The organism is Curtobacterium sp. BH-2-1-1, assembly GCF_001806325.1.
Lineage (GTDB): Bacteria > Actinomycetota > Actinomycetes > Actinomycetales > Microbacteriaceae > Curtobacterium.
This window is the reverse complement of the sequence record NZ_CP017580.1, coordinates 2,287,167-2,306,987: the sequence shown is the minus strand read 5'-3', so window position 1 is coordinate 2,306,987 and position 19,821 is coordinate 2,287,167. Positions and strand designations below refer to the sequence as shown.

Annotated in this window: 19 protein-coding genes; 9 read left to right on the top strand and 10 right to left on the bottom strand. The window is 68.7% G+C overall.

The annotated features are described in order from the left end of the window. The first annotated feature begins 82 nt into the window (after window positions 1-82). The 4 genes from sigJ to BJK06_RS10970 all read left to right on the top strand — a co-directional run bounded on the left by sigJ (window position 83) and on the right by BJK06_RS10970 (window position 3,170). Window positions 83-1,030, top strand: coding sequence for an RNA polymerase sigma factor SigJ (gene sigJ, locus BJK06_RS10985; RefSeq protein WP_070417921.1), 948 nt, complete (start codon window positions 83-85; stop codon window positions 1,028-1,030). 29 nt (window positions 1,031-1,059) lie between these two features. Then, on the top strand, window positions 1,060-1,839 hold the full coding sequence (locus BJK06_RS10980) for an SDR family oxidoreductase (RefSeq protein ID WP_219810636.1): 780 nt from the start codon (window positions 1,060-1,062) through the stop codon (window positions 1,837-1,839). A 105-nt stretch (window positions 1,840-1,944) separates the two neighbouring features. Next, window positions 1,945-2,700: an SDR family oxidoreductase gene (locus tag BJK06_RS10975; protein WP_070417919.1), complete on the top strand. Its 756-nt coding sequence runs from the start codon at window positions 1,945-1,947 to the stop codon at window positions 2,698-2,700. Between the two features lie 26 nt (window positions 2,701-2,726). Beyond that, window positions 2,727-3,170 (top strand): hypothetical protein, encoded by a 444-nt coding sequence (locus BJK06_RS10970; protein ID WP_070417918.1) that lies wholly within the window; start codon window positions 2,727-2,729, stop codon window positions 3,168-3,170. A 544-nt stretch (window positions 3,171-3,714) separates the two neighbouring features. On the opposite strand, the gene nrdF is transcribed toward BJK06_RS10970, so the two are convergent. From nrdF to nrdH, 4 genes are all read right to left on the bottom strand, one after another. Beyond that, window positions 3,715-4,689, bottom strand: coding sequence for a class 1b ribonucleoside-diphosphate reductase subunit beta (gene nrdF / locus BJK06_RS10965; protein WP_070417917.1), 975 nt, complete (start codon window positions 4,687-4,689; stop codon window positions 3,715-3,717). Window positions 4,690-4,780: 91 nt separating this feature from the next. Continuing rightward, entirely contained in the window at window positions 4,781-6,886 is a 2,106-nt protein-coding gene (gene nrdE / locus BJK06_RS10960; RefSeq protein WP_083295195.1) for a class 1b ribonucleoside-diphosphate reductase subunit alpha, read from the bottom strand. Window positions 6,887-6,903: 17 nt separating this feature from the next. After that, on the bottom strand, window positions 6,904-7,320 hold the full coding sequence (gene nrdI / locus BJK06_RS10955; protein WP_022906556.1) for a class Ib ribonucleoside-diphosphate reductase assembly flavoprotein NrdI: 417 nt from the start codon (window positions 7,318-7,320) through the stop codon (window positions 6,904-6,906). Window positions 7,321-7,428: 108 nt separating this feature from the next. Continuing rightward, entirely contained in the window at window positions 7,429-7,662 is a 234-nt protein-coding gene (gene nrdH / locus BJK06_RS10950; RefSeq protein WP_022904483.1) for a glutaredoxin-like protein NrdH, read from the bottom strand. Window positions 7,663-8,018: 356 nt separating this feature from the next. Here nrdH and BJK06_RS10945 point away from each other — a divergent pair, with 356 nt between their 5' ends. Further along, window positions 8,019-9,224, top strand: a complete 1,206-nt coding sequence (locus tag BJK06_RS10945) for an MFS transporter (RefSeq protein ID WP_070417915.1) — start codon at window positions 8,019-8,021, stop codon at window positions 9,222-9,224. Window positions 9,225-9,346: 122 nt separating this feature from the next. Continuing rightward, window positions 9,347-10,165 (top strand): aldo/keto reductase, encoded by an 819-nt coding sequence (locus tag BJK06_RS10940; RefSeq protein WP_070417914.1) that lies wholly within the window; start codon window positions 9,347-9,349, stop codon window positions 10,163-10,165. Between the two features lie 5 nt (window positions 10,166-10,170). Here the strand turns inward: BJK06_RS10940 and BJK06_RS10935 are convergent, their stop codons facing one another. From BJK06_RS10935 to BJK06_RS10925, 3 genes are read right to left on the bottom strand one after another with little or no spacing between them, the layout of a single operon-like run. Beyond that, window positions 10,171-10,392: a hypothetical protein gene (locus BJK06_RS10935; protein ID WP_070417913.1), complete on the bottom strand. Its 222-nt coding sequence runs from the start codon at window positions 10,390-10,392 to the stop codon at window positions 10,171-10,173. Next, window positions 10,389-10,625, bottom strand: coding sequence for a hypothetical protein (locus BJK06_RS10930; RefSeq protein ID WP_156794835.1), 237 nt, complete (start codon window positions 10,623-10,625; stop codon window positions 10,389-10,391). The genes BJK06_RS10935 and BJK06_RS10930 overlap by 4 nt, the downstream gene beginning before the upstream one ends. A gap of 47 nt (window positions 10,626-10,672) precedes the next feature. Then, entirely contained in the window at window positions 10,673-11,011 is a 339-nt protein-coding gene (locus BJK06_RS10925; protein WP_070417911.1) for a hypothetical protein, read from the bottom strand. A gap of 203 nt (window positions 11,012-11,214) precedes the next feature. Here BJK06_RS10925 and BJK06_RS10920 point away from each other — a divergent pair, with 203 nt between their 5' ends. Together BJK06_RS10920 and BJK06_RS10915 are read left to right on the top strand one after the other, a co-directional pair. Continuing rightward, complete coding sequence (locus BJK06_RS10920) at window positions 11,215-12,042, top strand: hypothetical protein (protein ID WP_156794834.1); 828 nt, start codon at window positions 11,215-11,217, stop codon at window positions 12,040-12,042. Between the two features lie 63 nt (window positions 12,043-12,105). Beyond that, complete coding sequence (locus BJK06_RS10915; RefSeq protein WP_070417909.1) at window positions 12,106-12,627, top strand: ribonuclease H; 522 nt, start codon at window positions 12,106-12,108, stop codon at window positions 12,625-12,627. A 3-nt stretch (window positions 12,628-12,630) separates the two neighbouring features. Here the strand turns inward: BJK06_RS10915 and BJK06_RS10910 are convergent, their stop codons facing one another. Both BJK06_RS10910 and BJK06_RS10905 read right to left on the bottom strand, forming a co-directional pair. Further along, window positions 12,631-13,203 carry an N-acetyltransferase gene (locus BJK06_RS10910; RefSeq protein WP_258027623.1) on the bottom strand — a complete coding sequence of 191 codons (573 nt, stop codon included), beginning with the start codon at window positions 13,201-13,203 and terminating at the stop codon, window positions 12,631-12,633. Window positions 13,204-13,208: 5 nt separating this feature from the next. Then, complete coding sequence (locus BJK06_RS10905; protein ID WP_070417907.1) at window positions 13,209-15,806, bottom strand: RNA helicase; 2,598 nt, start codon at window positions 15,804-15,806, stop codon at window positions 13,209-13,211. Window positions 15,807-15,916: 110 nt separating this feature from the next. On the opposite strand from BJK06_RS10905, the gene BJK06_RS10900 reads away from it, so the two are divergent. Next, complete coding sequence (locus BJK06_RS10900; protein ID WP_070417906.1) at window positions 15,917-16,933, top strand: LLM class flavin-dependent oxidoreductase; 1,017 nt, start codon at window positions 15,917-15,919, stop codon at window positions 16,931-16,933. 420 nt (window positions 16,934-17,353) lie between these two features. Here the strand turns inward: BJK06_RS10900 and BJK06_RS10895 are convergent, their stop codons facing one another. Beyond that, window positions 17,354-19,813 carry a glycoside hydrolase family 3 protein gene (locus BJK06_RS10895; RefSeq protein WP_258027622.1) on the bottom strand — a complete coding sequence of 820 codons (2,460 nt, stop codon included), beginning with the start codon at window positions 19,811-19,813 and terminating at the stop codon, window positions 17,354-17,356. Window positions 19,814-19,821: the final 8 nt, after the last annotated feature.

The following is a 19,821-nucleotide window of genomic DNA, read 5'->3' as shown; positions in this document are numbered from 1 at the left end:
CGCCCCGGCCTTCCCCGCCGTATCGCCTCACATTCCGGCACCCGCCGTCGTCATGATGATCACAGCACGAACAGGAGCGACGATGACCGACAGCGAGCCACAGAAGCCCGGAACGGACGCTGCCCGCGCCAGCGAGCAGCTCCCAGACGTCTTCGACGAACGCCGACGGTTGATCTCGATCGGCTACCGCATGCTCGGCACCCTCGCCGAAGCCGAGGACGCAGTGCAGGAAACCTACGTCCGCTGGTACCGAATGACGGATGCCGAACGAGCCGCGATCACGAACCCACAGGGGTGGCTCACGCGGGTGATGAGCAGGGTGTGCCTCGATGTCCTCGGGTCCGCACGGGCACGCCGTGAGCGATACGTCGGGGAATGGCTCCCCGAACCGGTACCTGCCAACCTCTTCACCGGCAGCGCCAGCGACCGGACAGCAACCGCCGACCCATTGGACCGCGTGACGCTCGACGACGAGGTCAGCACGGCGCTGCTGATCGTCATGGAGAGCATGACACCGGCGGAGCGCGTCGCGTTCGTCCTGCACGACGTATTCGCCGTGCCGTTCGACGAGATTGCCATCATCGTCGGTCGAACCTCCACAGCCGTCCGGCAGCTCGCGACGTCAGCCCGACGCCGCGTGCGAGATCACGACATGCACCCACGCAACCGGAAGCAGCACGATGACGTCATGCTCGCCTTCGCGGCCGCGATTAGCAGCGGAGATCTCGCCGCGCTGACGGCGCTCCTAGACCCCTCAGTCACACTCCGCTCCGACGGCGGAGGCGTCGTCAACGCCGCTCGACGCGCGGTCCTCGGTGTCTCCAACGTCGCTCGGTTCATGCTCGGCACCGCTCGCAAGCGGCCCTCCCTCGCATTCCGCGAACAGTTGACCGGTGACGGTGTCGCGCTCGCCGCCATGGAGGGGGATCAGCTGCTCGCCATCGTCAACGTCAAGGTGCGTGACGGGCGCATCACCGACGTGTGGATGCAGGTCAACCCGGAGAAACTGACCTCCTGGTCCATCAGCTGACCTCACACCCTGCCGCCCAGCGTCGTCACATGGGCGGCGGCAGAAGCCCCCGGAAAGGGACACAAATGAAGATCCTCATCCTCGGCGGCAACGGCCACGTCGGCACCCGCCTCACGCTCCGCCTCAACGAGCTCGGACACGACACCATCGTCGCATCACGCACGAACGGAGTCGACGCCGTCACCGGGGCCGGCCTCGGCATCGCCATGGCCGACGTCGACGTCGTCGTCGACGTGCTGAACACCGTCGACATGGATCCTGCAGCCGCAACCGCCTTCTTCCGCGGATCCACCGAACGGGTCCTCGCGGCCGAGCACACCACCGGCGTCCGCCATCACGTGCTGCTCTCGGTCGTCGGCGCGGACCGCGCACTCGCCAACGGCTACTACGTCGGCAAGGTCGCCCAGGAAGAAGCGGTCCGTGACGGCGGCATACCCTTCACCATCGTCCGCGCAACGCAGTTCCACGACTTCATCCCCACGATCGCCGACTGGCTCACAGACGACGGCGTCGTCCGCGCACCTGGCATGCTGCTCCAGCCTGTCGACGTCGACGACGTCGTGGACCTCCTGGCCGAGACCGCAACCAGGCAGCCCGTGAACGACACCGTCGACCTCGCCGGACCAGACCGCTACCGGCTCGACGAAATCCTCCGCGCAACCCTCTCGGCAGCCGCGGACAGCCGTCAGGTCGCGACAGCGCCCGGCGTTGCGCTCGGCGCCGACGCTCCCGACTCCCTCGTACCGCTCGGCGCACACCGCACCGGCACCCGCCGCTACCCCGTCGACGTGCCCACGACGCAGCCGTAGCCAGCGCTCGCCCCCACTCCAACTGAAGCGCGCCCTCACACTCTGCGCCCCGACCTCGTCAGTGTGAGCAAGAGCGCGGCTTGACGCGCCGAACCGGGAGACCACATGAAGATCGCGATCGCCGGCGGCACCGGCACCGTCGGACGCCACGTCGTCCATGCAGCACTTGAACGAGGGCACGACGTCGTCGTCCTCTCGAAACAGCACGGCGTCGACGTGCTCGGCAATGTCGGTATCGCCGGTTCGATCGAAGACGCTGACGCGGTCATCGATGTGCTCAACACCACGACGCTCTCCACCAAAGCGGCCAGAGCTTTCTTCTCGACCGCTACCTCGAACCTCCTCGCGGCGGAGACACGAGTCGGCACAGCGCACCACGTCGTCCTGTCGATCGTCGGTATCGACGGAATCGACACGTCCTACTACGCCGGCAAGCTCGCGCAGGAACGTCTCGTCCGCGCCTCGAACGTCCCGCACACCGTGGCTCGGACCGCGCAGTTCCACGAATTCTCGGAACAGGTCGCAGCACAGACCTCCATCGGACCGGTCACAGTAGTGCCGCGCACCCTGTCTCGGCCCGTCGCAGCACGGGACGTCGCGGAGCACCTCGTCCGCGTCGCCGAATCCGCCCCCGCGGGTCGAGGTCCCGATCTGGTCGGCCCGGAGGAGGACACCCTCGCCGAGATGATCCGACGGATGTACGAACACGACAACGTCCGGCGCCGCGTTCTCGACGTCCGTCTCCCAGGCGCGTACGGCAGGGGCCTCGCTTCCGGTGCCCTGCGAGGCGGGGCCGAGCCACAGCGCGTGACCGGCACGACGTTCGACCAGTGGCTCCGCTCCGCAGACCACCGCAGCTGAACAACCCGACGAGCAAGGAGACTCCATTGGAGCACGAACGACCCTCGCGAGACCGCATCGGCCCCCTGCAGACCGTCGGCCTCGTGGGCACGATCATCGTCGCCGTCGCTGTCGGCATCTGGGCCTACGTGCTGCCGCGAGAGTTCTACGACCACTTCCCCTCGCTGCTCGGCGAGTGGATCTCCCAGGACGGGCCGTTCAACGAGCACCTCATCCGCGACCACGGGGCGCAGTACCTCGCCCTCGGCGCCGGCAGCATCGCAGCGTTGTTCTGGCGATCACAGCCCCTATACCGCGTCCTCGGCATCGCGTGGGGCAGCTTTGGCGTGCTCCACTTCGCATACCACGCGACGCACCTCGGACACATGACCGCTCAGGATGCCGTGGCTCAGCTAATAGTCCTGGCGGTCGCAGCGCTTCTCGGAATTGCGATCGCCATACCGGAGCGACACGGAACTTCACGCAACTGAGACAGCGCCGGTCACGGAGACCCAGGATCGCCCGAAAGCTCAACTGGCGAGACCGCGGGCCAGATGCCTACGGACATCTCACTTCTCTGACTGATCCGCTACCGGTCGCCCTTCGACTTGCGGAGTCCGAAACGCCACATCCAGATCCGGAAGCCGAGCCAGAAGATTCCTAGCGAGGTGTTGAGCACCACCAGCAGACGGAACTGGGTCGCTGCGACTCCCGCCGTCGAAGGAGCGCCCGGCGACCAGTTCTACGTCTACACACCGGAATGACGCACCGACCGGCACGCGGCTCCCACCGGGACCCCGATGGGGGCCGCGCTCTCCTTCAAAAATGTCACGCCTGAAGCCGTCTCGATAACCGATCCTCCATCGGACACCGCCTCCCGCGGCACGCGCTCCACGGCCTTCACGTCTCACATAGCTCGTCCGGAACGAATCTCGATGAGCGCCCCCTATCCGGCCGGATGCGCGACCGTGCTCGCGAACGAAGAACGCCCCGCCAGCCGAAGCCAACGGGGCGCCCCCACGATTCAGACCAGACTCAGAAGTCCCAGTCCTCGTCCTCAGTGTTCACAGCCTTGCCGATCACGTACGACGACCCCGACCCCGAGAAGAAGTCGTGGTTCTCGTCAGCGTTCGGCGACAGGGCGGACAGGATGGCCGGGTTCACGTCCGTGATGTTCTTCGGGAACATCGGCTCGTAGCCCAGGTTCATCAGCGCCTTGTTGGCGTTATAGTGCAGGAACTTCTTGACGTCCTCGGTCAGCCCGACCTCGTCGTAGAGGTCCTGCGTGTACTGCACCTCGTTCTCGTACAGCTCGAACAGGAGCGAGAACGTGTAGTCCTTCAACTCGTCACGCTCGGGCTGCGTGAGCTGCTCGAGCCCCTTCTGGTACTTGTACCCGATGTAGTACCCGTGAACGGCTTCGTCACGGATGATCAGGCGGATGAGGTCGGCGGTGTTCGTCAGTTTCGCCCGCGACGACCAGTGCATCGGCAGGTAGAACCCGGAGTAGAACAGGAACGACTCGAGCAGCGTCGAAGCGACCTTGCGCTTCAGCGGCTGGTCGCCCTGGTAGTAGTCCATGACGATCTGGGCCTTCTTCTGCAGGTTCGGGTTCTCCTCGGACCAGCGGAAGGCTTCGTCGATCTCGGGCGTCGACGCGAGGGTCGAGAAGATCGACGAGTAGCTCTTGGCGTGCACCGACTCCATGAACGCGATGTTCGTGTAGACGGCTTCTTCGTGCGGGGTGATCGCGTCGGGGATGAGCGACACGGCGCCGACGGTGCCCTGGATGGTGTCCAGGAGCGTCAGGCCCGTGAAGACGCGCATGGTCAGCTTCTGCTCGGCCGGCGTCAGCGTGTTCCACGACTGCACGTCGTTCGACAGCGGCACCTTCTCGGGCAGCCAGAAGTTGTTGACGAGGCGGTTCCAGACCTCGACGTCCTTGTCGTCCTGGATGCGGTTCCAGTTGATGGCCTGGACCCGATCAATGAGCTTCAGCTTCTCGACCAACGCACGTTTCCTTCAAGAGATGGTGATGATTACGGGACTGGAGGCGCGGTGCGGGCTGGCACCGCGCCTCCAGAATGCAGAGCGGCAGGCTCTACAGCATGCAGCTGACGCAGCCCTCGACCTCGGTGCCCTCGAGCGCGAGCTGGCGGAGACGGATGTAGTAGATCGTCTTGATGCCCTTGCGCCATGCGTAGATCTGCGCCTTGTTGATGTCGCGCGTGGTGGCGGTGTCCTTGAAGAACAGCGTCAGGGACAGGCCCTGGTCCACGTGCTGCGTCGCCGCGGCGTACGTGTCGATGATCTTCTCGGCACCGATCTCGTACGCGTCCTGGTAGTAGTCCAGGTTGTCGTTCGTCATGAACGGCGCCGGGTAGTAGACGCGACCGAGCTTGCCTTCCTTGCGGATCTCGATCTTCGACGCGATCGGGTGGATCGACGACGTCGAGTGGTTGATGTACGAGATCGAACCGGTCGGCGGGACGGCCTGCAGGTTCTGGTTGTAGATGCCGTGCTCCTGGATGGACGCCTTCAGCGCCTTCCAGTCGTCCTGCGTCGGGATCGTGATGTTCGCGTTGTCGAAGAGCGAGGCGACGCGAGCCGTGGCGGGGGTCCACGCCTGGTCGGTGTACTTGTCGAAGAACTCGCCCGACGCGTACTTCGAGTCGCGGAAGCCGTCGAAGGTCTCGCCGGTCTCGATCGCGATCTTGTTCGACGCACGAAGGGCGTGGAACAGCACCGTGTAGAAGTAGATGTTCGTGAAGTCGATGCCCTCTTCGGAGCCGTAGTACACGCGCTCACGAGCGAGGTAGCCGTGCAGGTTCATCTGGCCGAGGCCGATGGCGTGCGACTTGTCGTTGCCGTCCTCGACGGAGCGGACCGACGTGATGTGCGACATCTGCGACACCGAGGTGAGGCCGCGGATGGCGGTCTCGATGGTGCGACCGAAGTCCGGCGAGTCCATCGTCAGCGCGATGTTCAGCGAGCCGAGGTTGCAGGAGATGTCCTTGCCGATCTCGTTGTACGAGAGGTCCTCGTTGAACGTCGTCGGGGTGTTGACCTGCAGGATCTCCGAGCACAGGTTGGACATGTTGATCCGACCCTTGATCGGGTTGGCCTTGTTCACCGTGTCCTCGAACACGATGTACGGGTAGCCCGACTCGAACTGGATCTCGGCGATCGTGGTGAAGAAGTCACGCGCCTTGATCTTCGTCTTCTTGATGCGCGAGTCGTCGACCATCTCGCGGTACTTCTCGGAGATCGGGACGTCGCCGAACGGGATGCCGTAGACCTTCTCGACGTCGTACGGCGAGAAGAGGTACATGTCCTCGTTGTTCTTCGCGAGCTCGAACGTGATGTCCGGCACGACGACACCGAGGGACAGCGTCTTGATACGGATCTTCTCGTCGGCGTTCTCACGCTTGGTGTCGAGGAACCGCATGATGTCCGGGTGGTGGGCGCTGAGGTAGACCGCGCCGGCACCCTGACGCGCACCGAGCTGGTTCGCGTAGGAGAAGGAGTCTTCCAGCAGCTTCATCACGGGGATGATGCCCGAGGACTGGTTCTCGATCTGCTTGATCGGGGCGCCGGCCTCGCGGATGTTGGAGAGGAGCAGGGCCACGCCGCCGCCGCGCTTCGAGAGCTGCAGCGAGGAGTTGATGCCGCGCGAGATCGACTCCATGTTGTCCTCGATGCGGAGGAGGAAGCAGGAGACGAGCTCGCCGCGCTGGGCCTTCGCGGTGTTGAGGAACGTCGGGGTCGCGGGCTGGAAGCGGCCGGCGATGATCTCCTCGACGAGGTCGATCGCGAGCTGCTCGTTGCCCTGTGCGAGGCCGAGGGCGGTCATCACGACGCGGTCCTCGAAGCGCTCGAGGTAGCGCTTGCCGTCGAACGTCTTGAGCGTGTAGCTCGTGTAGTACTTGAACGCACCGAGGAACGTCTGGAACCGGAACTTCTTCGAGTACGCCAGGTCGTTGAGCTTCTGGATGAAGTCCAGCGAGTACATGTCGATCGTCTCGCGCTCGTAGTACTCGTTCTCGACCAGGTAGTCGAGCCGCTCCTTCAGGTTGTGGAAGAAGACGGTGTTCTGGTTGACGTGCTGCAGGAAGAACTGCTTCGCGGCTTCACGGTCCTTGTCGAACTGGATGTTCCCGTCCGCGTCGTAGAGGTTGAGCATCGCGTTGAGGGAGTGGTAGTCCATCCCCGTCTGCGGCGACGTCAGATCGACGTCTGCAACTGCTGCGTCCAAAATGCATCCAATCCTGTGTTGACCGCTGACACGTCGTCAGGAGTCCCGAAGAGTTCGAATCTGTAGAGGACGGGGACGTTGCACTTGCGTGCGATGACGTCCCCCGCGAGACCGTAGGCCTCGCCGAAGTTCGTGTTGCCCCCGACGATCACACCGCGGATGAGCGAGCGGTTGCGTTCGTCGTTGAGGAACTTGATGACCTGCTTGGGGACCGCTCCCTGCCCGTTGCCGCCACCGTAGGTGGGCAGCACCAACACGTACGGCTCGTCCACGTGGAGGAACGGGTCGTTCGGGTAGAGCGGGATCCGGTCCGCGTCACGGCCGAGCTTCTCGACGAAGCGTGCGGTGTACCCGGACACGCTCGAGAAGTAGACCAGTCGGCTCATGGTGCCCCTCCGATGAGAAGGTGCGGACAGACGGACCGTGGGTGTCCTGCGGTGGTGATCCGAGCCTCCTGAACGAGCTCGGGTCACCACCCGCGGACGTGGGTCGAACTACGCGAGTTCGGCGCTGAGCGTCGCGATCTTGTCGGGACGGAAGCCCGACCAGTGGTCGTCGTCCGTGACGACGACGGGCGCCTGCAGGTAGCCGAGGCTCTTGACGTGCTCGAGCGCGGCTTCGTCGGTGGAGACGTCGTGCACTTCGTACTGGATGCCCTTGTTGTCGAGCGCGCGGTACGTCGCGGTGCACTGGACGCAGGACGGCTTGGTGTAGACGGTGACGGCCATGATCTCCCCTGGTTCTGCTGTTGCTGTGGTGGTTGTCTTGATGCCTGTGTGCAGCAGGTTCCGGGAGGGGCCGCTGCGATGCCTCCACACTACATCTAGTGGCTGGCGGAGTCACCGACCACAAGAGGAAGTGTTACAGCCGTGTAGTTCTCCACAAGCTCCTCCACAGTGTGAACAGCTCGGAGAGGCCCGTGATTCCGCCATTCTCCAGCGGACCACCGACACTTCCCCACACCCGTGGACAGCATCGATCCACATGTGTGGAATCAGCGTGTCGGCGTGTCGCGGTCAGCTCGCCGTCCACACCTCCCCCGGACGGGTGACAGGGCCGTCCGTCCGGTCCGTACACTCGTCTCGTGAGCACGTACGGCCCCCTCCTCAAGACTCCCGGCGTGGGTCGCGTCATCGCCGCGCAGCTCACCGCACGGTTCCCCTTCGGCATGCTGTCGCTGGCCTACCTGCTGCACGTCGAGCACGTCTTCGACTCGTACGGCGCCGCCGGTCTCGTGCTCGCGACCACGAGCATCGGGCAGGCGATCGCGGGTCCGCTCACCAGCCGCTGGATGGGCAGCTGGGGCATGCGGCCGGTGCTCATCCTGACGAGCCTCGTCGCGCTCGTGAGCATGGCCGTCATCGCGTTCTTCGTCATGCCGCTGTGGGCCTACGTGGTCGTCGGGTTCCTGGGCGGCCTCGCCGTCCCGCCCGTGCAGCCGGCGGTGCGCACCATCTACCCCAAGATGGTGACCTCGTCGCAGCTCACGCCCCTCTTCTCCCTCGACGCGAGCGCGCAGGAGCTCATCTGGGTCGCCGGCCCGGTCATCACGACGTTCGTCGCGACGCAGATCGGCACGGTCCAGGCGATCGTCGTCGCGATGGTGTTCCTGGTGGTCGGCGGCACGTGGTTCATCGCGTCACCGGAGCTCGGCCGGGTCCGCATCCCGCGGTCGAAGCGCGCGTTCGGCGTCGTCCTGAAGCGGCCGTCGGTCGTCGTCGCCACCCTCACCGGCCTCCTCCTCATCGGGGCGTGCGCCGCGGTCGAGGCGAGCGTCACGAGCGTCTTCGGCGAGGGCAGCCCGAACGCCGGCATCGTCCTCGCCGTGTTCGCGGTCGGGTCGCTCATCGGCGGCCTCACGCTGGGCCACCTGCCGATCTCGCGCAACACCCTGTGGACGCGCATGTCGATCGTGTTCGTCGGACTCGCCCTGGCCGTCGGCGGCACGAACTTCTGGTGGCTCTGCCTCGCCCTGGTCATCGCCGGCGCCGGCATCGCTCCGGCCCTCGCGGTCATGTTCGGCTCGGTCTCGGCGACGGTGAAGTTCTCCGACACGGCCGAGGCCTACGGCTGGATGGGCACCGGCCAGCTCATCGGTGCAGCGGGCGGTTCCGCGGTCGCCGGCTTCCTCATCGACAGCCAGGGAGCGACCGGCGGGATGATGGTCGGTGCCGTGATGGCCGCGGTCGGCGTCGTCCTGCCGCTCGTCACGCGGCGCTGGCTGCCCGACCTGCGTGGTCGCGACGCGAGCCCCATCCCCGACACCGAGCCGGTCAACATCCCCACCTAGGTCGCGAAACACGCGTGTTTCGACGTCCCGTGCGTCGATCGACGGGTGTCACGTCGATGACGTGGCGCGACGCCCGGCCTGGAGGCGCGGCGCACCCCCGCCACGATCGGCAGGATGGGTGCATGGTCACCTCAGTCCCCCTCCGCGACGGCGCATCGATCCCCGCCATCGGCTTCGGCGTCTACAAGGTCGACGACACCGAGGCCGAGACGGCGGTCGGTCTCGCGCTCGACGCCGGCTACCGGCACGTCGACACCGCCGAGATGTACGGCAACGAGACCGGCGTCGGGAAGGCGATCCGCGCCTCCGGGCTCGACCGTGACGACGTCTTCGTGACGACCAAGGTGTGGAACGACCACCAGGGGCGCGACGCGACCCTGCGGGCGTTCGACGCGAGCCTCGAGCGACTCGGGCTCGACACCGTCGACCTCTACCTGATCCACTGGCCGGCCGCGGCGAACGACCGCTACGTCGACACCTGGCGCGCCCTCGTCGAGCTGCGCAAGTCGGGGCGCGCGCGCAGCGTCGGGGTGTCGAACTTCCAGGCGCCCCACCTCGAACGACTCATCGACGAGACGGGCGAGGTCCCGGCGGTGAACCAGGTCGAACGGCACCCGTGGCTGCCGCAGCGTGAGCTCACGGCATTCCACGCACAGCACGGGATCGTGACCGAGGCCTGGTCACCGCTCGGACGCGGGCGACTCATCGACGAGCCGGTGCTCACCGGCATCGCGGACGCCCACGGGGTGAGCGTGGCGCAGGTGCTCGTGCGGTGGAACGTGCAGCAGGGGGTGGTGGTGCTGCCGAAGTCGGTGACGCCGTCGCGGATCCGGTCGAACCTCGACGTCGACGGGTTCGTGCTGAGCGACGACGACCTGGCGGCGATCGCGTCGCTCGAGTCGGGGCAGCGCACGGGGTCCCACCCGGACTCGGTGTCCTGACGCGCTCAGCCGGTCGGGAGCAGCCCACTGAAGGCGACCACGGCGATCCCTGTCCCCACGACTGCGAGGAAGATGCCGATCACCCGGACGAACCGCGGGGTGAGTGGCCTCCCGTTCATGAGCTCATCGCCACCGATGGACTGCGCCCACCGGTTGAACACCGCGATCGTGACACCCCACAGCGCCGCGACGACCGCGCCGATGCCGAACCAGGTCGCCCCGGTCACCGCCCCCGCCTCCGCTCGATCTGCTGCCGGAGGTTCCGGACGAACAAGACCTCCAGGGTGACCGCGATCGCCGTCAGGACGATCGCGAAGACGATGTGCGCGAGGTCGTGCCCACGGCTCAGCACGCTCAGCGGCAATCCGATGACGAGCGCCGCACAGACGACGACGTTGAACCACGCACCGACGACCCCGCCTGGGGTCCGACCAGTGCGCTCCATCCACGGAACCGGCATGCGCGGGACGCTACGCCGGCGGGCTGGGCGATCCGTACCCCGGAACCTCAGCCCCGACGGTCCTCCTCGGACTGCCACGGCAGGTGCAGGTCGCCGGGCTCCGGCTCCACGTCTCCCGCGTCGTCGGCACCACCCGTGCCCGGAGCGGCGACGATCCTCGACGGGTCGATGCCGTCCGCCTCGAGGTCGGCGCGATCACGCTGCGACGTCTGCGAGGCCTCGGTCTCCCGCTCGCTCGACGGGCTGTACGAGGTGTCGGCCGCGCGCTGCTCACGCTCGCCGACGCCGTCCGCGCCCTCGTGGTGTGCGGCCTCGCGCAGGGCGTCGGTGCGTGCGCGGTCGTCGGAGTCCTCGGGGCCCGGGACGTCGGGGATGCTGTCGCTCATGGCGCCGACCGTAGGCCTCGCTGCCCGAGCGACGTCCCCGGCAGTCCGATCGACGCACCCGACCGGTGGTCCGCCCGAGGGCGACCGCTCGATCCCGCAGCATCGGTACCGATCCGGTCACGGGCCCGGAACACGCCCCGACCCCACGCTACGATCGCCGCGGGCCAGGCGAGATCCGACGCCGGCCGGGGACGAGGGGGATCATGCGCCGAGCGGTGACCAGGGGACGGACGACTGCGGTGGTGCTGCTGTCGGCGGTCGCAGCCATCGGACTGACCGGCTGCTCGGTGTTCAGCGGACCCGATCCGGTGCCGAGTCCGACCCGGCTGGCCGTGCAGGGACCGGACGCCACCGAGCGACCGACGCCCTCCGCCTCCCCCACCCCCGAGCAGGTCCTCCCCGCCGGGACCGTCGCCGCCGAGACCGACGTCGTGTCGAAGACCGGGGACACGTCGATCCACGTGCGGGTCACCGCCGATGCCGACGGCGTGTTCACGGTGCACCTCTCGGACTACCGGACGACGAACCCGCAGCCGATGTCGATCCAGTTCCGCCACCGCGTCGCCGGGTTCCAGGACGGCTACGACGCGGTCGCCCGTGGGTTCGTGCAGTGGGACCGCGCGTCCGGACCGCCCGACTCGTACACGCTCGACGCCGGCGCACGGCCCGACTACCTCGCGAGCGCCGTCCTGGTGCCGATGTCGTCCGGCGACGGCACCAGCGACGCGGACCGTCCGTGGGTCGGCTCCGTGCTCGCGGTCGGCACGCTGACGTGGAAGATCCCGAACCCCTACCCGGACCTTCACGTCACCGTGGGGAAGGCCCGCCCGGGGGCGTACGGGTACGTGAAGGACGTCGACGGCACGCCCACCTGGTACATGGTGTCGCACGGGGACGACCTCACCACGGTGTCGAAGCGCTTCGGCGTCACCCCGGCGCAGTTCGAGTGGATGAACCCCTACCTCGAGCTCCGCGGCGACAAGTGGCTCAACGAGGACGCCACCCTCAACATCTCCCCCGCGAACCGCTGACGCCGGGGGTCGGTCCGGTCCGTTACGGTTGACCAGCACTCGCCACACGCAGGAGGTCCCACCGTGACGATCGTCGCCGCAGCAGACGGCTCAGCCCTCGGCAACCCCGGCCCGGCCGGCTGGGCCTGGTACGTCGATGACGACCGCTGGGCCGCCGGCGGGTGGCCGAACGCCACGAACAACCAGGGCGAGCTGACAGCCGTCCTCCAGCTGCTCCGCGCCACGAAGGACACCGGCGAGCCGCTGCACATCCTCTGCGACAGCCAGTACGCGATCAAGGCGTGCACCGAGTGGCTGGCGGGCTGGAAGCGGAAGGGCTGGCGGAAGGCCGACGGCAAGCCCGTGCTGAACGTCGAGATCATCAAGGAGCTCGACGCCGAGCTGCAGGGCCGCAAGGTCACGTTCGAGTGGGTCCGCGGCCACGTCGGGCACGAGATGAACGAGGCGGCGGACGTCCGCGCCCGCGGTGCTGCGACCGCTTACCAGCAGGGCACCGAGGTGCCGCACGGGCCGGGGTGGCCCGGGGTCGAGGTCACCGAGCCGGCCGCGCTGCCCGAGGCGACCCCGCCCGCGACCCTGTTCTGACCGTCAGAGCGGCCGGTCCGAGAGCGGCCGCTCCCAGAGCGCGACCGTGCTGACGAGGTGGTCGTACCGGTACGGCTTCTCCTCCCCCGTCGGCTCGTACCCGAGCGCCCGCCAGAACGGCTCCGCCACCGACGCGTTCGACGCGACGATCCCGAGGCGCAAGCGCTCCACACGCAAACGCTCCAGGCGCGAGCGCTCCACGCCCGAGCGCCCCACGCCCGAGCGCCCGGACGCCGCCCTGACCCGCTCGACGACCGCGTCGTGCATCGCCCGCCCGAGCCCCCGACCCTGCTCGCCCCCTCGGACGACCAGCAGCCCGATGTACGCGACGGAGGGCGACGGGTACCCGAGCAGCACGTCCGCGAACGCCACCAGCCGCTCCCCCTCCCACAGCCCGAGCCCGACCTTCCCCGCCGGATCGAACCCGTCCGGCACCGACAGCAGCGCGCTCAGCCCGTCGGACGGCCCCGGCGGGTACCCGGTGATCCGCAACGCGTAGTCCGGCACCGACTCGAGCAGGTCCTGCAGCGCGGCGACGTCACCGTCGGCCGAGGAGCCGCCGAGCTCGCGCACCACCGACATCAGTCGACGTCCACGTCCGACCAGCCGTCGAAGCGCCCGATCTCGGTGACCCGCACCACGGCCTCGCCCGCCTCGTCCGACGCGTCGAGGTCGATCGTGGCGGAGAACCCGAAGTCCTTGTCACCGGCGGGATCGGCGAAGATCTGCCGCGCACGCCAGACGCGTGCCGAGCCCGACGCGCCCGCCGCCCCGGACACCCCGGTGGCCCCGGCCTCGTCGAGCACCAGGTACTGCATGGACCGGGCGTCGGCACCCGTCCCGATCTCGTCGTGCGCCTCGTAGTACTCCTCGAGCACGGCGTCCCACGCGTCCTCGCCGAAGCCCGCCGCACCGTCCAGCGCCGCGAGTCCGGCGACGTCGTCGGCGGCGGCGAGCAGCACCCGCTGGAACAGGGCGTTGCGCACGAGCACCCGGAACGCCCGCGGGTTCCCGGTGAGCCGCGAGGGCTGCGGCGGCGCGATCTCCTCGTGTTCCTCCGACGCGAGCAGGACGTCACCGTTCAGCAGGGCCTCCCACTCGTCGACGAGCGAGGAGTCGGTCTGCTTGACGACCTCGCCGAGCCACTCGATCAGGTCGTCGAGCTCGGGGGTGCGCTGCTCGTCGGCGATCGTCTGCCGCATCGTCCGGTACGCGTCGGAGAGGTACCGGAGCACGAGCCCCTCGGAGCGGGTGAGCTGGTAGAACCGCACGAAGTCGCCGAAGGTCATCGCCCGCTCGTACATGTCACGCACGACGGCCTTGGGCGAGAGCGCGAAGTCGAGGACCCACGGCTGCTCGGCGGCGTAGGCCTCGTAGGCGGCCGTCAGCAGCTCGTCCAGCGGCTTGGGCCACGTGACCTCCTCGAGCAGCTCCATCCGCTCGTCGTACTCGATCCCCTCCTGCTTCATCCGGGCGACGGCCTCGCCGCGCTCCTTGAACTGCTGCTGCGAGAGGATCGCCCGCGGGTCGTCGAGGGTGGCCTCGACGATGGACACCATGTCGAGCGCGTAGCTGGGAGACGAAGGATCGAGCAGCTCGAACGCCGCGAGCGCGAACGGCGAGAGCGGCTGGTTGAGCGCGAAGTTCGGCGCGATGTCGACGGTCAGCCGGTACTCCCCGTCGACCTTCTCGATCACCCGCGCGTTGATGAGCGTCCGTGCGATGGTCAGTGCCCGCCGGGCCATCGCGAGCTGCCGCGACCGGGGTTCGTGGTTGTCGAAGACCAGCGACCGGACGGACTCGAACGCCGAACCGCCGCGCGCGACGACGGAGAGCACCATCGCGTGCGTGATCCGCATCCGCGAGACCATCGGCTCGGGCTCGGCCGCGATGAGCCGCTCGAACGACGCCTGGCCCCACGACACGAAGCCGTCCGGCGCCTTCTTCCGCTTGATCTTGTTCTTCTTCTTCGGGTCGTCACCGGCCTTCGCGACCGCCCGGGCGTTCTCGATGTCGTGCTCCGGCGCCTCGGCCACGACGTCGCCCTCGGTGTCGTACCCGGCACGACCGGCACGACCGGCGATCTGGTGGAACTCGCGAGCGGACAGCTGCCGCATCTTCGTGCCGTCGAACTTCGTCAGCCCGGTGAGCAGCACCGAGCGGATCGGCACGTTGATGCCGACGCCGAGCGTGTCGGTGCCGCAGATCACCGGCAACAGCCCGCGCTGGGCGAGCTGCTCGACGAGCCGTCGGTACTTCGGCAGCATGCCGGCGTGGTGGACGCCGATGCCCGCCCGGATGAGTCGGGACAGGGTCTGCCCGAACCCGGCGCTGAAGCGGAACCCGGCGATGGCCTCGGCGATCTGGTCTCGGCGTTCGCGTGACGCGACGCGCGCCGACATGAGCGCCTGCGCCCGTTCGAGTGCGGCGGCCTGGGCGAAGTGGACGATGTAGACCGGCGCCTTGCCCTCCTCGAGCAGCCGTTCGACCGTCTCCTGCACGGGCGTCATCACGTACTCGTACTCGAGCGGCACCGGACGCGAGACCCCGGTGACCCGCGCGGTCGGCCGTCCGGTCCGGCGCGAGAGGTCGTCCGCGATGGTCGTGACGTCGCCGAGCGTCGCGGACATGAGCAGGAACTGCGCCCGTTCGAGGACGAGCAGCGGCACCTGCCACGCCCATCCGCGGTCGGGGTCGCCGTAGTAGTGGAACTCGTCCATCACGACGACGTCGACGTCGGCGTCCGGTCCCTGCCGGAGCGCGAGGTTCGCGAGGATCTCCGCCGTGCAGCACACGATCGGGGCATCGGCGTTGACGCTCGAGTCGCCCGTGACCATGCCGACGTTCTGGGCGCCGAACAGCTCGACGAGCTGGAAGAACTTCTCGGAGACGAGTGCCTTGATCGGCGCCGTGTAGTAGCTCCGCTTGCCCTCGGCGAGCGCGGCGAAGTGCGCACCCGCGGCCACGAGTGACTTGCCGGTGCCGGTGGGCGTCGAGAGCACGACGTTGGCGCCGGAGACGAGCTCGATCACGGCTTCGTCCTGCGCCGGGTAGAGCGGGCGCCCGCCCTCGGCCGCCCAGGCCGCGAACGCCTCGTACACGGCGTCCGGGTCGACGACACCGTCGACCGCCGCCGGCAGGGCGGCGACGAGCGGGGGCTGGGTGGTGACGTCGGTCATGGCACCATCCTCCCAGGTGGGTGGTGACGACGAGACGGACTGGAGGCGCGGTGCGGGCCGGCACCGCGCCTCCTGGACCACGCATGGATGCGTCCGCATAGACTCACGTCGTGCGCGAACTCGGCTTCCTCTCCTTCGTCCCGAACCACGGCGGCACGGCCGGCGCCGCCGCTGCCCTCGAGGACGGCCTGCGCCTCTTCGAGACCGCCGAGTCGCTCGGCTACGGCACCGGGTGGGTCCGGGGCCGCCACTTCGAGCCGTTCCTGACCAGCCCGATGACCTTCTTCGCGGCCGCCGCCCAGCGCACCAGCACGATCGGCTTCGGCACCGCGGTCCTCGGCATGCGCTACGAGGACCCGATCCGCCTCGCCGAGGACGCCAGCACGGTCGACCTCCTCAGCGACGGCCGCGTGCAGCTCGGCATCTCGACCGGCATCGCGGGCTACGGCCCGATCCTCGACCCGGTGTTCGGCGCGTCCGACCGCAGCTTCCGCGACGAGGCCGAGGCGCGCGCGTCCCGCCTGCTCGAGGTGCTGCAGGGCGAGCCGCTCGGCACCGCCGGCACGGGCTACGAGAGCATCCCGGCCGACGCCGACCTCACGCTGCAGCCCCTCAGCCCCGGACTCCGCGACCGCGTGTGGTGGGGCGGCGGCAGCATGGGCACCGCGGTGCGGACGGCCGAGAAGGGTCTGCTGCTGCACTGTTCGACCCTGAACACCGAGGACACCGGTGCGCCGTTCGCCGAGGCGCAGGCGGACCAGATCGCCGCGTACCGCGAGCGCTTCGCCCAGCTGCACCCCGACCGCACCCCGAAGGTCGCCGTCGGCCGGATCGTGGTCCCGCTGCTCGACGACCACGACCGCGCCGTGCACGAGGAGTTCCTCACCGGGTACGCGAGCGGCATGGACGACGAGGGGCGCCCGCTCTCCGGGAACCCGCCGTTCCGCTTCAGCAAGGTCGTCTCCGGCGAGCCGTCGGCCATCGTCGACGCGCTGCTCGCCGACCCGGCCGTGCGGTCGACCGACGAACTCGTGATCACCCTGCCCGCGAACGGTGACGCCGCGTCGCACGAGCGGATCCTGCGCATCGTCGCCGAGAACGTCGCACCGGCCGTCCGAGCCCGGTGATGCAGGGCATCCGGCGGGCCCGCACCAGGTGGTGGTGAGGCTCCCCGGGAGCCCGGCCGGATGACCATCTCGTCCCTGATCCGCACGGGATGGTGCACCCATCGTTCCACCTACCGAGTGGTTTGTCACACCGGATTGCGGTTCGTGGACCGAAAAAGTGACGTTCGTTCACTGGTTTCTCCCAGACTGGCGGAAGTCAACCGGTTGGCACCTGCCCCGTACAAGCGAATGCGCCCCCGCGCGGACGCGGGGACGCATTCTGGACGCACCAGGGCCACCAGGGCTCCATCGGCCGGATCAGGAGACCGTGTCGCACGCATGGCGACCCAGTTCTCGGTGCGCGCGCCGACGGTAACCAGCCGCCTGGCGCAGATCGATGTTACTGAATGATCACGGCGTCAGCGCGGAAACCGGACGACTTCACGCGGATTGGACCGTCACGGTGCCGGATTCGTCCGACACCGATGCGCCGACGTGCAGCGTGAAGGTGCCGGACTCGTGGGCCCATGCACCGTCCCAGTGCGCGAACGCCCGGGCCGGGACCTCGATCGAGACCTCGGTGGACTCCCCCGCGTCGAGCCGCACGGGCGCGAAGCCGACGAGCCAGCGGACCGGACGGTCGACCGCCGAGGACTCCCGCGAGGCGTAGACCTGCACGACGTGCTTGCCGGCCCGGTCGCCCGTGTTCGCGACGGTCGCGGTGACGATGACCGCGTCGCCCTCGCGGACGGTCGGCGTCGCGGTGACGCCGTCGATCGTCCAGGTCGTGTAGCCGAGTCCGTGGCCGAACGGGTAGGCCGGCTCGGTGCCCGCGCGGAGCCAAGCCCGGTAGCCGATGTGCACGCCCTCGTCGTAGGACACCTTGCCGTCGACCGGGGTGACGTCCAGCACGGGCACGTCCGCCATCGCGACCGGCCAGGTGGTGGGCAGACGGCCGCCCGGCTCGCGAGCGCCGGTGAGGACGTCGGCGAGCGCGTTGCCGTACTCCTGTCCGCCGAACCACGTGAGCAGGACCGCGGCGACGTCGTTCCGCCACGGCATCTCGACCGGCGAGCCGGCGTTCACGACGACGACCGTGTTCGGGTTCGCCGCCACGACCGCACGCACCAGGTCGTCCTGGTGCCCGGGCAGCGCGAGCGACGAGCGGTCGTACCCCTCGGACTCGACCTTCGAGTTCGTGCCGACGACCACCACGGCGACGTCTGCCGTGCGGGCAGCCTCGACTGCGGCATCGATGAGCACCGACGGGTCCTCGTCGGACGGCTCGGTGCCGAACTGGTACGCGAGCACGCCGCCGAGGGTCTCGTCCTGGATGACGTCGTACTCGATGCGGATCGCGACGTCCTGGCCGGCCGTCACCGACACGGGCACCGAGCGTGCCGGCGGGTTGAGGAACGCGGCGCCGAGCTGGTCGCCCTCGAACGGGACGTCCTCGTCGAGCACGAGCTCGCCGTCGATCCACATGCGCGAGCGGCCCGCTGCACCGATGCCGATCCGGACCGTGCCGGTGGACGGCGCGGTGTAGGTCGTGGTGATGTCGAGCCGGTCGGCCTCGCGCGTGGGGGCGTCGCCGCCGAACCAGAACAGCGCGGTGGCACGGCGGTCCTCGACGTACAGCTCGGTCCCGTCGCGCACGAACGCGACCCGGGCGCCGGGCTCGCCGGTGCCGGGGTTGGTGATGGTGGACAGCGGGAACTCCGCGATGCCCTCCTGCACGACGGCACCGATCGCGTAGTCCACCGTGGCACCCGGGAAGGCCGAACGGATCCCGTCGAGCGGCGAGACGACCTGCGACGGCACGACCGTGGCCGAGCCACCGCCCTGCGTGCGGGCCTGGTCGGCGTTGTGGCCGATCACGGCGATGCGGGAGACGGCGGGCGCGTCGAGCGGCAGCACGCCCGTGTTGCGGACGAGGACGGTGCCCTCGGCCTCGGCCTCGCGGACGAACGCGACGCCGTCCTCGACGTGCACGGGCTGGGCGGCCACGGGCTCGAAGCCCTCGAGTGCGCCGACGCGGGCGGCGAGGATGAGGATGCGGCGGACCTTCCGGTCGATCGCCTCGATCGGCACGTCGCCGGACTGCACGGCGGCGAGCAGCGGCCCCTCGCTCCACCACTGGTTCGGCCCGGGCATCGCGACGTCCTGGGACGCCTTCGCCGAGTCGACCGAGCGGACACCGGTCCAGTCGGAGACGACGATGCCGTCGAAGCCCCACTCGGAGTTCAGCGGGGTCTCGAGCAGCTCGTTCTCGGACGCGGTGACGCCGTTGATCGAGTTGTACGACGACATGATCGCCCAGGCGTGCGCCTCGGTCACGGCCTTCTCGAACGCGAGCAGGTAGAGCTCCCGCAGGGCACGGTCGGAGACCTCGGTCGACGCGGTGAAGCGGTCGGTCTCGTAGTCGTTCGCGATGTAGTGCTTCGGGGTCGCGGCGACGCCGTTCTCCTGCACGCCCTCGACGTACGACGCCGCCAGGTCGCCGGTGAGCACCGGGTCCTCGCTGAACGCCTCGAAGTGCCGGCCGCCGAGGGGCGAGCGGTGCAGGTTGATGGTCGGGCCGAGGACGACGTCGACGCCCTTGCGGCGGGCCTCGACGGCCGCTGCGGCGCCGTAGCGCTTCGCGATCGCGCGGTCCCACGAGGCGCTCAGCGCCGTCGCGGACGGCAGGTTCAGCGACGGGTCGCGCTCGTCCCAGACCTCACCGCGGACGCCGGACGGGCCGTCCGACATGAGGATGCGGCGCAGCCCGATCTTCTCGATCGGCCAGGTGGTCCAGAAGTCGCGCCCCGTCAGGAGCTGCACCTTCTCGTCGGTGGTCAGCTGGCCGACGAGCGCCTCGATGCGCTCGGCCGTACTGGAGGCAGTGGTCACGTCGTCCACGGTAGTCA

What these genes read in the sequence shown, in the direction of transcription:
- nrdE (WP_083295195.1), bottom strand. Translation starts at nt 6,886, where the DNA reads ATGGACTACCACTCCCTCAACGCGATGCTCAACCTCTACGACGCGGAC.
- BJK06_RS10930 (WP_156794835.1), bottom strand. Translation starts at nt 10,625, where the DNA reads ATGCCGGTTCCGTGGATGGAGCGCACTGGTCGGACCCCAGGCGGGGTC.
- BJK06_RS10925 (WP_070417911.1), bottom strand. Translation starts at nt 11,011, where the DNA reads ATGAGCGACAGCATCCCCGACGTCCCGGGCCCCGAGGACTCCGACGAC.
- BJK06_RS10920 (WP_156794834.1), top strand. Translation starts at nt 11,215, where the DNA reads ATGCGCCGAGCGGTGACCAGGGGACGGACGACTGCGGTGGTGCTGCTG.
- BJK06_RS10980 (WP_219810636.1), top strand. Translation starts at nt 1,060, where the DNA reads ATGGGCGGCGGCAGAAGCCCCCGGAAAGGGACACAAATGAAGATCCTC.
- BJK06_RS10975 (WP_070417919.1), top strand. Translation starts at nt 1,945, where the DNA reads ATGAAGATCGCGATCGCCGGCGGCACCGGCACCGTCGGACGCCACGTC.
- BJK06_RS10905 (WP_070417907.1), bottom strand. Translation starts at nt 15,806, where the DNA reads ATGACCGACGTCACCACCCAGCCCCCGCTCGTCGCCGCCCTGCCGGCG.
- nrdH (WP_022904483.1), bottom strand. Translation starts at nt 7,662, where the DNA reads ATGGCCGTCACCGTCTACACCAAGCCGTCCTGCGTCCAGTGCACCGCG.
- sigJ (WP_070417921.1), top strand. Translation starts at nt 83, where the DNA reads ATGACCGACAGCGAGCCACAGAAGCCCGGAACGGACGCTGCCCGCGCC.
- nrdI (WP_022906556.1), bottom strand. Translation starts at nt 7,320, where the DNA reads ATGAGCCGACTGGTCTACTTCTCGAGCGTGTCCGGGTACACCGCACGC.
- BJK06_RS10940 (WP_070417914.1), top strand. Translation starts at nt 9,347, where the DNA reads ATGGTCACCTCAGTCCCCCTCCGCGACGGCGCATCGATCCCCGCCATC.